Source organism: Streptomyces sp. NPDC006435, from assembly GCF_040612315.1.
Lineage (GTDB): Bacteria > Actinomycetota > Actinomycetes > Streptomycetales > Streptomycetaceae > Streptomyces.
Window position 1 is genome coordinate 1 of the sequence record NZ_JBEXPY010000051.1, and the last position, 13,066, is coordinate 13,066.

General features: G+C 74.9%; 3 protein-coding genes. All 3 read left to right on the plus strand.

The features are described 5' to 3' along the window. On the plus strand, positions 1-5,796 hold a 5,796-nt coding region (locus tag ABZZ04_RS33230; protein ID WP_356935947.1), incomplete at its 5' end, for a type I polyketide synthase. Positions 5,797-5,866: 70 nt separating this feature from the next. Further along, the gene (locus ABZZ04_RS33235; protein WP_356935948.1) at positions 5,867-12,235 is read left to right on the plus strand and encodes a type I polyketide synthase; all 6,369 of its coding nucleotides are present in this window, start codon (positions 5,867-5,869) and stop codon (positions 12,233-12,235) included. Continuing rightward, positions 12,232-13,044: an alpha/beta fold hydrolase gene (locus tag ABZZ04_RS33240; protein WP_356935949.1), complete on the plus strand. Its 813-nt coding sequence runs from the start codon at positions 12,232-12,234 to the stop codon at positions 13,042-13,044. The genes ABZZ04_RS33235 and ABZZ04_RS33240 overlap by 4 nt, the downstream gene beginning before the upstream one ends. Positions 13,045-13,066 lie beyond the last annotated feature (22 nt).

Genomic DNA, 13,066 nt, shown 5'->3' on the forward strand with positions numbered 1-13,066 from the left:
CTGCACGGCCTGGCGCGCCCCGGGCGCGGCCGCGCCGCCCCGGCGGCCGAAGGAGCCGCGGGCACGGGCGGCTGGCTGGACGACGTGGCCCGGCTGCCGGACGCCGAACGCCGGCGGACGGTCGCACGGCTGTTGCGCGACAGCCTCGCCACGGTGCTGGGGCTGGAGGACGGGACGGCGCTCGACACCGAAGCGACGTTCCAAGCGCTGGGCCTCGACTCGCTGGCCGGCCTCGAACTGCGCGGCCGCCTGCGGACGGCGACCGGCGTCCGGTTGACGTCCACCGCCGTCTTCGACCACCCCACCCCCGCCGCTCTCACCGACCACCTGATGGCGGAGATCGCCGGGCTGTCCGGACAGCCCGAGCCACTCCCCGAGGAGCACACCCCTGCCCTGTCGCGCCCCGCACCGCAGGACGACGACCCGATCGTCATCGTCGGCATGGCGTGCCGCTACCCCGGGGACGTGCGCTCACCGCAGGATCTGTGGAAACTGGTCGGCGACGGCACCGACGCGATCGGCCCCTTCCCCGAGAACCGCGGCTGGAACGTCGACGACCTCTACGACCCCGACCCCCAGCGGGCGGGCAAGTCCTACACGCGGCACGGCGGATTCCTGTACGACGCCGACCGGTTCGACGCGGAGTTCTTCGGCATCAGCCCCCGCGAGGCCACGGGCATGGACCCCCAGCAACGGCTCCTGCTGGAGACCAGCTGGGAGGCGGTCGAGAGCGCGGGCATCGCCCCCACGGCGCTGCGCGGCACCCGTACCGGAGTCTTCAGCGGCGTGATGTACAGCGACTACACCTCGCGCCTGCAGACCACACCGGAGAGCGTGGAGGCGTACCGGTTCATCGGCAGCGCCCCGAGCGTCGTGTCCGGCCGGGTGTCCTACACGCTGGGCCTGCAAGGGCCCGCCATCACGGTGGACACCGCCTGCTCCTCGTCCCTGGTCTCGCTGCACCTGGCCGCACAGGCCCTGCGCAGGGGCGAGTGCGACCTCGCGCTCGCGGGAGGCGTCACGGTCATGGCCGCGCCGAACACGTACATCGAGTTCAGCCGTCAGCGCGGCCTGGCCCCCGACGGGCGCTGCAAGGCGTTCTCGGACGCCGCCGACGGCACCGCGTGGAGCGAGGGCGTGGGCGTGCTGCTCCTGGAGCGGCTCTCCGACGCGCGCCGCTCGGGACACGAGGTGCTCGCGGTCGTCCGCGGCTCGGCGGTCAACCAGGACGGCGCCAGCAACGGACTGACCGCCCCCAACGGTCCCTCCCAGGAACGGGTGATCCGCGACGCCCTGGCCGACGCCGGCCTCGCCGCCTCCGACATCGACGCCGTGGAGGCGCACGGAACGGGGACCAGGCTCGGCGACCCCATCGAGGTCCAGGCCCTGTTCGCCACGTACGGGCGGGCGCGGCAGGCCGGACAGCCGCTCCGCCTGGGCACGCTGAAGTCCAACATCGGGCACGCCCAGGCGGCCGCCGGTGTCGGCGGCGTCATCAAGATGGTGATGGCGCTGCGGCACGGGACCCTGCCCCGCACCCTGCACGCCGACCGGCCCACCACCCACGTCGACTGGAGCGCGGGCACGGTGGCGCTGCTGACCGAGCCGGTGCCGTGGCCCGAGGGCGACCGTCCGCGCCGGGCCGGAATCTCCTCGTTCGGCATCAGCGGCACCAACGCCCACGTCATCGTCGAGCAGCCGCCCGCGGCCGGGCCCGAGGCCCCCCGGGACACGGCGGTGCCGGGCCTGCTGCCGTGGGTGGTCTCCGCCCGGGGCACCGAGGCACTGCAGGCCCAGGCCGCAGAACTGCGCGCCCTGACCGGGGACGGCGACGGCGCGGCGCGCCTGGGACCCGGGCACCTGGACACCGGCTACGCGCTGGCCACGACCCGTTCGGTGCTCACGGACCGGGCCGTGGTCATCGCCTCGGACCCCGAAGACCTGCGGCAGGGCCTCGATGCCCTCGCCGCGGGGACAACGGCCGCCAACCTGGTGACGGGCAGCGCCGACGGCCCGGGCAAGACAGCCTTCCTCTTCACCGGGCAGGGCAGCCAGCGACCGGGCATGGGGCGTGAACTGTACGGGACGTACCCGGCGTTCGCGGCGGCGCTCGACGCGGTGTGCGCACACATGGACCCCCACCTGGACGTGCCGCTCAAGGAGCTGCTCTTCGCGGACCCGGAGACCCCGCGGGCCGCGCTGCTCGACGAGACGCGGTACACCCAGCCCGCCCTGTTCGCCCTCCAGGTCGCTCTGTTCCGGCTGCTGGAACGCCGCGGCGCGGCCCCCGACCACCTGCTGGGCCACTCGGTCGGCGAACTGGCCGCGGCCCACGTCGCCGGGGTCATGGCGCTCGACGACGCCTGCGCGCTCGTGGCCGCCCGCGGCCGGCTGATGCACTCCGCCACCCGCGGCGGCGCGATGGCCGCGATCCAGGCCACCGAGGACGAGGTCGCCCCCACCCTCGTGGGCCGCACGGGCCCGGTCGTGATCGCCGCGGTCAACGGGCCGCGCGCGGTCGTGGTCTCCGGTGACAAGGAGGCCGTCGCCGAAGTGGAGGCGCACTGGCGGGCCGAGGGGCGGCGGACCGGGCGTCTGCGCGTCAGCCACGCCTTCCACTCGCCCCACATGGACGGCGTACTGGACGCGTTCCGCGACGCCGCCTCCCGGGTCGACTTCCGCGCACCGACCATCTCCGTCGTCTCCAACGTGACGGGCAAGATCGCCACGGCGGACGAGTTGACCGACCCGGAGTACTGGGTCGGCCAACTGCGCGGCACCGTGCGGTTCTCCGACGGAGTGCGCCACCTGGCGGACGACGGCGTCGACACCTACGTCGAGCTCGGACCCGACGGGGTGCTCAGCGCCATGGTCCACTCCGTGCTGGCCGATGACGGCGACCGGCGGGCCGTGGCGGTACCGCTGCTGCGGCGGAACCAGCCGGAGGCCCGTACGGCTCTGACGGCACTGGCACAGGCCCACGTCAACGGAGCGGCCGTCGACTGGAGCGGCTTCTTCCCCGACGGCCGGGCCGTGCCCCTGCCGACGTATGCCTATCAGCGCCGCAGCTACTGGCTCACCGCACCCGACACCACCTCCGCCCCGCGCCCCGGCGGCCACCCGTTGCTGGGGGACTCCATCCGGCTGGCGGACGGCAGCGGCTGGCTGCTGAACGGGCACATCACCGCCGGGCCAGGCTCCTGGCCCGCCGAGCACACCGTGCGGGACCGGATGCTGCTGCCCGGCGCGGCCGTCGCCGAACTCGCTCTGTACGCGGCGCGGCGGACGGGCGCGGCGCGGGTCGCCGACCTGACCCTGGAGCAGCCGATCGCACTGACCGGGCGCACCGCCGTGCAGGTCATGGTGGGCGCCCCCGGCGACGACGACACCCGCGGCCTGGTCCTGTACACCCGGCCCGACGACGCGCCGGACGACGCCTGGGTGCGCCATGCCGCCGGCACACTGGACGGCCGACTCCCGGACGAACCCGACGACTTGACGGAATGGCCGCCCCGAGAGGCGCCGGCCGTCCCGCTGGACGGCCTCTACGCCGGGTTGTCCCGGCGAGGCTACGGATACGGCCCCGCCTTCCAGGGGCTGCGCGCCGCCTGGCACAGCGGCGACGACCTGTACGCGGAGGTCGCGCTGCCCGAGGCGGCCGGCGCGGGCGGCGAGGGGCACCTGCTGCACCCGGCCGCCCTGGACGCAGCGCTCCACACCCTGCTCGTCGGCGCCGATGACGACGACACCCGGCTCGTCGTGCCGTTCGCCTGGAACGGCGTGGTGCTGCACCGGAGCGGCGCGACCGAACTGCGGGTGCGCCTGCGCCGACGCGAGCGCGACGCGTACGAGCTTCTCGTCACCGACGGCACCGGCGCCCCCGTTCTCACGGCCGACACCCTGATCGTGCGTGAACTCCCGGCGCGGACCGGGGACCCGGACCTCCTGGCGCGGGAGGGCGCGCTGCTCACGTTGGAGTGGGCGCGGCGCGAACGTACCGCGAAGAGCGCCGGGCCGGACCTCGCGGGCCCCTGGGCCGTCCTGGGAACCGGCACCGCCGAACTCGCCGACGCGGTACGGGCCACCGGAACGACCGTGCGCACCCACCGCGACCTGGCGGGACTGCAACGCGCCCTCGACGAGGGGGAGCAGGTGCCCGCCACGGTCGTCGCCATCGGCACCGGCAAGCCCGACACGGGCACGGCGACCCCCGCGCAGGCCGCCGCACGCGACGCGCACGCGACGCTGGACCTGGCCCAGCACTGGATCGCCGACGGGCGCCTCGCGGGATCGCGGCTCGTCCTCGTCACCGAGGGCGCCGTCGCGGTCGGCGAGCACGAGACCCCGGACCCGGCCATGGCCCCGACGTGGGGCCTGATCCGCTCCGCCCGGGCCGAGCACCCGGGACGCTTCGCCCTCGTCGACACCGACTCGGGACCGGACGCCGCACGTACGCTCGCCGCGGCCCTGCGCCTCGGCGACGACCAGCTCGCGCTGCGCGGCACCACCGTGTTCGCACCGGCGCTGCGCGAGGCGCCCGCCGTGTCCGACGCCACCGCGCCGTTCGACGAACGGAGCCACGTCCTGATCACCGGCGGCCTGGGCAGCCTGGGCCGTCTCGTCGCACGGCACCTGGTGACCGTGCACGGCGTACGGCGGCTGCTGCTGACCGGCCGACGCGGACCCGACACCCCGGGCGCCGCCGACCTCGTCGCGGAACTGAGCACGGCGGGCGCCCGGGTGACCGTCGTGGCGTGCGACAGCGCGGATCGCGACGCGCTGGCCGGCGTCCTGGCCGCCATCCCCGGCGAACACCCGTTGACCGGTGTGGTGCACGCGGCCGGCCTGCTCGACGACGCCGTGCTGGACGCGCTGACCCCCGAGCGACTCGACCGGGTGCTGCGGCCCAAGGTGGACGCCGCGACCCATCTGCACGAGCTCACCCGCGGCATGGACCTGACCGCGTTCGTCCTCTTCTCCTCCGTCTCGGGCATGCTCGGCACCCCCGGGCAGGGCAACTACGCGGCGGCCAACGCCTTCCTGGACGCCCTCGCACGGGTGCGCCACGCCGAAGGGCTGCCCGCGCTGTCCCTGGCATGGGGCCTGTGGGAGACGGAGGGCGCCATGACCTCGGGACTGGGCGACGCCGACCTCAGACGCCTGGCACGCTCCGGCGTGCTGCCCCTCACCGTCGAGCAGGGACTGGCGCTGTTCGACGCGGCCTGCGCCACGCGTGCGCCCGAACTGGCCGCCGCCCGGATCGACCCGACGGCGCTGGACCCGGACACGGCCCCGGCCGTCCTGCACGCCCTGGCCCCGTTCGCGACGCGGACACTGCGCGACGGGCCGGGAAGGACCACCGCGGCCCCCGCCGACGCCCTGCGCGAGCGCCTGGCCAGGGTGCCGTACGGGGAGCGCCGTCACGTCCTGCTCGAAACGGTACGGACCGAGGCAGCGGCCGTCCTCGGCCACAGCGACCGGGACACGGTCACGGCGGGGCGCCGCTTCCAGGACCTCGGCTTCGACTCCCTGATGTCACTGGAACTGCGCAACCGCCTGTCCAGGGCAACGGGCACCGCACTGCCGCCGACGCTCGTCTTCGAACGGCCCACACCGGAGGCGCTCGCGGACTGGCTGCGCTCCGAACTCGGCCCCGAGACCCCCGCCGAACCCGCGACACCTGCCGCCGGCCCGCAGGGCACTGACGGCGGCGAGGCACCCGAGGAGGCCAGTCACCTCGACGAGTTGAGCGCCGACGATCTCGTACGCCTGGCATTGGGCGACAGCGAATCCTGACCCGACCCGAGCCGAGTCCCGAACCGACCGAGTCCTGCCCCACCCGGGCGGGGAAGTACGGAGAAACACGATGGCGTCCACATCCGACGACCAGGTCGTCGAAGCACTGCGCGCGACACTGAAGGAGAACGAGCGGCTCAAGGGCGTCAACGCGCGCCTCACCGCACGCGACACGGAGCCGATCGCGATCGTCGGCATGGCCTGCCGCTTCCCCGGCGGGGTCGGTTCGCCCCAGGACCTGTGGCGGCTGGTCACCGAGGAGAGGGACGCGGTCGGCCCGTTCCCGGCCGACCGCGGCTGGGATCTGGCGGGCCTGTACGACGAGGACCCCGCCACCCCCGGCACCTCGTACGTCAAGGAGGGCGGCTTCCTGCGCGACGTCGCGTCGTTCGACGCCGGCTTCTTCGGCGTCTCGCCGCGGGAGGCCCAGGCGATCGACCCGCAGCAGCGACTGCTCCTGGAGACGGCGTGGGAGGCGTTCGAGGACGCCGGCGTCGATCCCAAGACCCTGCGCTCCAGCCGCACCGGGGTGTTCGTGGGGACGATGTACGACGACTACGCGTCGCGTCTGTCCCCGGCACCCGAGGAGTTCGAGGGATACCTCAGCATCGGCAGCGCGGGCAGCGTGGCCTCCGGGCGGCTGGCGTACACCTACGGTCTCGAAGGGCCCGCCCTGACCGTGGACACGGCGTGCTCCTCGTCCTTGGTGGCGCTGCACCTCGCCGTCGCGTCGCTGCGCCGCGGCGAATGCTCGACGGCCCTCGTGGGAGGCGCGACCGTGATGGCGACGCCGACCCCCTTCGTCGAGTTCAGCAGGCAGCGCGGTCTTGCCGGGGACGGACGGTGCAAGTCCTTCTCGGCGCACGCCGACGGCACGGGCTGGGCCGAAGGAGTCGGGCTGCTGCTGGTGGAGCGGCTTTCGGACGCCCGCAGCAGGGGCCACGAGGTGCTGGCCGTGATCCGGGGCTCAGCCGTCAACCAGGACGGCGCCAGCAATGGCCTGACCGCGCCCAACGGCACCGCCCAGGAGCGGCTGATCGAGGAGGCCCTGGCCGCGGCGGGCGTGCGGGGCGACGAGGTCGACGCCGTGGAGGCGCACGGCACGGGCACCGCGCTGGGCGACCCGATCGAGGCCCGCGCCCTGCAGGCCACCTACGGGCGGGCCCGGAGCGCGGACCGGCCGTTGTACCTGGGCTCCCTCAAGTCGAACATCGGACACGCCCAGGCGGCTGCGGGAGTGGGCGGTGTCATCAAGATGGTGCTCGCGATGCGCCATGGCGTACTGCCCAAGACCCTGTACGCGAACGAGCCGACGCCGCACGTGGACTGGTCGAGCGGCACGATGGAACTGCTGTCCGAATCCGTCGCCTGGCCCGAGCGGGACCACCCCAGGAGGGCGGCCGTGTCCTCGTTCGGCATCAGCGGCACCAACGCGCACGTGATCCTGGAACAGGCCCCCGAGCCGCGGGTTCCCGAACCCGCCGGCGCACCTGCGGCCCTGCCCGTCGTGCCCGTCCTGCTGTCCGCGAGCAGCCGTTCCGCGCTGCGTGCCCAGGCCGACCGCCTCCACGGCCACCTGTCCGCCGACGCGTCCGCGGACCTCACCGACACCGGGTTCTCCCTGGCCGCCCGGCGCGGCCACCTGGCCCACCGCGCGGCGATCCTCGCCCACGACAGGACCGAACTCCTCGCGGAGCTCCGTGCGCTGGCCGATGGCACGCCGACGCCCTCGGCGGTCACCGGGGCGCTCGCCGAGGGCAGGACCGCGTTCCTCTTCGCGGGCCAGGGTTCCCAGCGCGCCGCGACGGGACACGAACTGCGCCGGTTCTTCCCGGTGTACGAAGAGGCGTTCACCCAGGTGTGCGCCGCGCTCGACGCCCACCTGGAGCGGCCGCTCAGCGAGGTGGTCCTCGCGCCGGAGGGATCCGACGGGGTTCGCCCGCTCGACCGCACGGAATACACCCAGCCCGCCCTCTTCGCCTGTGAAGTCGCGCTGTACCGGCTCCTGGAGAGCTGGGGGATCAGCCCCGACGCCGTGCTGGGGCACTCGGTCGGCGCACTCGCGGCCGTCCACGTCGCCGGTGTCCTCTCGCTCGACGACGCCGCGCGGCTGGTTGCCTCCCGAGGCCGCCTGATGCAGCAACTGCCGCCGGGCGGCGCGATGGTGGCCCTGCGCACCTCCGAGGAACAAGCCGCCGAACTGCTGGCGGGCCATGAGGCAAGAGCCGCGGTCGCCGCGGTGAACGGGCCCGCCGCCACCGTCGTCTCCGGCCACCGGGAGACGCTCGCCGCCCTCGTCGAGAACTTCGAGGCGGACGGCGGCCGGGCGACGTGGCTGCCCGTCAGCCACGCCTTCCACTCCCCGCTCATGGAACCGGCGCTGTCCGAATTCCGCGCGGTCGCCGCGCGCGTCACCTACCACGAACCGCGGATCACGGTCGTGTCGGACCTGACGGGCAGGCTCGCCGAGCCCGGTGAACTGACCGATCCGGAGTACTGGGTGCGCCACGCGCGACACACCGTTCGCTTCGAGGACGGCGTGCACAGCCTCGCGGCCCTGGGCTGCACCCGTTTCCTCGACGTGGGGCCCTCGGGCGACCTCGCCGCCCTGGCCGCGGCATGCCTCGCCGACGAGGAGCGGACGGCCGAAGGCGCCGGTACGCGCCCCGAAAGCGCTCCGGGGCGTACGTCGATCCCGGTGCTGCGGCGACGGCAGCCGGAGACCACTGCCGTGCTGACCGCCGTATCCCGTCTGCACGCCTGCGGCGGCGACGTCGACTGGGGTGCCGTCTTCGCGGGCCGCGGGACCCGCAGGGTGCCGCTGCCCGCCTACGCCTTCCAGCGCGAACCGTACTGGATCCGGGGCCGCGTCCCGTCCGGCGCCACCGGCGCATCCGGGGTCGACGGACTCGATCATCCGGTGCTCACCGCGTCCGTCGAGGTCCCGGAACCCGAGGGGCTGTTGCTCACCGGCCGCCTGTCCGTCGCCGCGCACCCCTGGCTGGCCGATCACCGGGTGGCCCACGAGGTCGTCGTGCCCGGCACCGCGCTGCTCGACCTGGCGGAGCGGACCGCGCGTGAGGCGGGGTGCGACCTGGTGGAGGAACTCGTCCTGCAGGCACCGCTGGTCGTGCCCGAGGAGGGGGAGATCGAACTGAGGGTGTTCCTCGCGGCCCCCGACGCGTCGGGCAGCCGGGCCCTCACCGTCCACGCCCGCGAACAGGACGCCGACGGACCGCAGCCGTGGACGCGCCACGCCCACGGCACGGTCGCCAGCACCGATCGGGACGGCCCGGACGGCCTGGTGGAGTGGCCCCCGCAGGACGCCGAACCCGTGGGAGCGACGCCCGCCGAGCTGTACGACGGTCTCGCCGCCCAGGGCCTCGGGTACGGACCGGTGTTCCGCGGAGTTCAGGCGGTGTGGCGGCGCGGACAGGAGGTCTTCGCCGAGGTCGCGCTCCCCGAGGGGATGCGGACGCGCCCCGGCGCGTACCCCCTGCACCCCGCCCTGCTGGACGCGGCGCTCCACCCGATCGCCCTCGGACTGCCGGCGGGCCGGGGGGTGGAAGGACCCCGAAAACTCCCGTACGCCTGGGGCGGAGTGCGTGTCCACGGTGCTGCCCGCGCCCGGGCACGCGTCAGGCTGGCCCCCGCAGGACCGCACGCCGTCTCCGTCCAGGTGGCGGACCTCGACGGGGCGCCGGTCCTTTCGATCGCCTCGCTCGCGCTGCGTCCTGCGCGCCCGGTGGACACCGGGACGGGAGCGGCCGTCGCCGAGGACGGCCTGCTCGTCCCCGCCTGGACGGCCCTGCCGGAGCTGCCCGTGGCGACGCCCGGGGAGGAGCCCCCGCCGGACCGGGACACGAACCCGGCGGCTCTCGCGGCAGGCCTCGCCCCCGGAGAAACGGCTCCCGACACTGCCTGGTTCGTCTGCCGCGTGCCCGAGGACCGGACCGCCGCCACCGCCTCCGGTGCGCCCTCGGACGCGGAGGCCGTCCACCAGGGGCTGGAAGAGGTGCTGTCCGCCGTCCAGCTCCTGCTTTCCGACCACAGGTTCGCCCGCACACGGTTGGTGGTCCTCACCCGGGGCGCCGTGGCCGTCGACGGCGAGCAGCACCCCGGCGACCTCGCCCACCGCGCCGTCTGGGGCCTGATCCGCTCGGCCCAGACCGAGCACCCCGAACGTTTCGTGCTGATCGACGAGGACGGCACCGCCGAGGCGCGCCGGGCCCTGCCCGCGGCCCTCGCGACGGGCGAGCCGCAGCTCGCGCTGCGCGGCGGCACCGGCTACCGGCCCGCGCTCATCGGGACGGCCGCCGGTACGGGCCTCGTCCCGCCGCCCGGCACCCCGCACTGGCGGCTGGACTACGTGGCCAAGGGATCCTTGGACCGGCTGGCCCTGGAACCCTGGCCGGAGGCCGCCGCCCCGCTGGGCGAGGGGCAGATCCGGGTGCGCATGCGCGCGGCGGGCCTCAACTTCCGTGACGTGCTGCTGGCCCTCGGCGTGATCCCGCCGTCCGTCGACGTGTCCGCGTCCGACCCCGGGCAGGGCGGCGAGGGCGCGGGAGTCGTCCTGGAAGTGGGGCCGGGCGTCACCGGCCTGCGCCCGGGCGACCCCGTCATGGGACTGTTCTCCGGCGTCGGGCCGACCTCGGTGACCGACCACCGCATGGTGTGCCGGGTGCCGCGCGGCTGGTCCTTCCAGCAGGCCGCCGCCGTCCCGGTGGCCTACCTGACCGCGTACCACGGCCTGGTGGACCTGGCGGGCCTGCGCGCGGGCGAGTCGGTACTCGTCCACGCGGGAACGGGCGGTGTCGGCACGGCCGCCCTGCAACTCGCCCGCCACCTGGGGGCCGAGGCGTATGCCACGGCGAGCCCCGCGAAGTGGGACGTGCTCCGTGCCGCGGGGCTCCCCGACGACCGCATCGCCTCCTCCAGGTCCCTCGCCTTCGAGGGGCAGTTCCTCGACCGCACCGGCGGCCGCGGCGTCGACGTGGTACTCAACTCCCTGGCCGGGGAGTACACCGACGCGTCCCTGCGACTGCTCCCGCGCGGCGGCCGGTTCCTGGAGATGGGCAAGACCGACCGGCGCGACCCGGCCGACGTGGCGGCGGCCCACCCAGGAGTCGACTACCGTGCCTACGACGTCAGGGAGCCGGGCCCCGAGCGCATCCGCCAGATGCTCGACACCTTGCTCGGCCTCTTCGAGCAGGGCGCGCTCGAACCGCCGCGCGTATCGGCCTGGGACGTGCGCCACGCCCCCGAGGCCTTCCGCTTCCTCAGCGAGGCCCGGCACACCGGCAAGGTCGTCCTCGACCCGGTGGCGGCCGACGAGGAACCCTGGGACGTCTCCCGGGCCGTCCTGGTCACCGGCGGATTCGGCTGGCTGGGGGGACTGGTCGCCCGGCACCTCGCCGCCGAGCACGGGGTACGGCAGTTCGTCCTGATGGGCCGGCGCGTCCCGGCCCGGGGGGACGGGGCGTTCGCCGCTGTCGACGAACTGCGCGGCCTCGGGGCCGAGGTGCACACCGTGGCCTGTGACGCCGCGGACCGGCAGGCGCTCGCCACCGCCCTGGACGCACTGGCGGCCGACGGCATCCGGGTGGGCGGCGTCGTCCACGCGGCAGGCGTCCTCGACGACGGAATCCTGGGCACGCTGACGCCACGGAAGCTGACCAGGACGCTGCGGCCCAAGGTGGACGCCGCGCTCAACCTGCACGAGCTCACCGAGGAGTTCGGGCTCTCCCGGTTCGTCCTCTTCTCCTCCCTGGCAGGCACGCTGGGCTCCGCCGGACAGGGCGGGTACGCGGCGGGCAACGCCTTCCTCGACGGGCTGGCCGAGCACCGGCGCGCGACGGGCCGCCCCGCGGTGTCCCTGGTCTGGGGCCTGTGGGAGGGCGAGGGCGGCATGGGGGCCGGGCTCACCGACGCCGACATCGCCCGCATGGCGCGCACGGGCGTGGCCCCGCTCTCCGCCAAGCAGGGACTGGAGCTGTTCGACACCGCGGTCCGCCGCGACCGGGCGGTGGCCGTCGCCGCGCAGTGGGACCTGGATGCGCTGGGCGCCCGAGGCGCCACCGGCAACGTCCGGTCCGTGCTGCGCGACCTGCTCCCCGGCACCGCGCCGGGTGCGGAGCCCGAGGCCGGCGCCGAAGCGCCGGCCGGCGACGACCTCCTGGAGGCGGTGCGCCGGGAGACCGCGGGAGTCCTGGGCCATGCCTCAACCGCGGCGATCGACCCGCACGGCCCCTTCGAACTGATCGGGTTCGACTCGTTGACCGCGGTGGAACTGCGCAACCGGATCGCCGCGGCGACCGGGGTGAAGGTGCCCGCCACCTTCATCTACGACTGGCCGACACCGACCGAACTCGTGGTCCACCTCAGGGAACAGCTGAGCACCGACGGCGCCGCGCCGCAGGACGGGGAGCACGGAGCATGACCGACCGCATCACCACGCACGCACCCGGCCGCACCGCGCCGCCCGCTCAGGCACCGACCGGGCGCGCGCCCCGCTGCCTCAAGGTTCTGCGGGCCGGTAAGCACGGCGCCGCTCGCCTGGTGTGCTTCCCGCACGCGGGCGGAGCCGCGAACGCCTTCGTCCCGCTGTCCGCGGCGCTGCCGGACGACATCGAGGTGCTGGCAGTCCAGTACCCCGGGCGCCAGGAACGGCGCGCCGAGCCGTGCGCCGAGGGCATCGGCGCACTGGCCGACGAGATCGCGGGGGCACTCGCGGAACGGCGCGATCGCCCGCTGCACCTGCTCGGCCACAGCATGGGGGCGCTCACCGCCTTCGAAACGGCCCGGCGCCTCGCCGAACACGGCGCGGCGGTCCGGCTGTTCGCCTCGGCAGCCCGGCCGCCCTCGCACGACTGGGGCGAACGCGACCTGGACGCCTGCACCGACGGCGAGATCGTCGAGGAGCTGAGGCGCTTGGGAGGCGTCCCCGAACCGCTGCTCCGGGACGAGGAGACGGTACGGGAGGTGCTGCGCCTGCTGCGGTCCGACCACCGGCCGCTGCGTCACTACGACTGTCCCGCCGACGCCGTCCTGACGATTCCCGTCACGGTGCTCGTCGGCGACTCGGACCCCAAGAACACCGTCGGACAAGTGCGGGGCTGGGCCGACCACACCAGCGCGGAGTCGTCCGTCGAGGTGCTGGCCGGCGGCCACTTCGCCCTGCTGGAGCGGCAGTCGGGTGCCGCACCACTGCTCGTCGACCGGATACGGGGCGACCGCGCCCCGTTGTGACCCGACACCTGTGAACACCACG

Coding starts and splice junctions, on each gene's coding strand:
- ABZZ04_RS33235 (WP_356935948.1), top strand. CDS start 5,867: ATGGCGTCCACATCCGACGACCAGGTCGTCGAAGCACTGCGCGCGACA.
- ABZZ04_RS33240 (WP_356935949.1), top strand. CDS start 12,232: ATGACCGACCGCATCACCACGCACGCACCCGGCCGCACCGCGCCGCCC.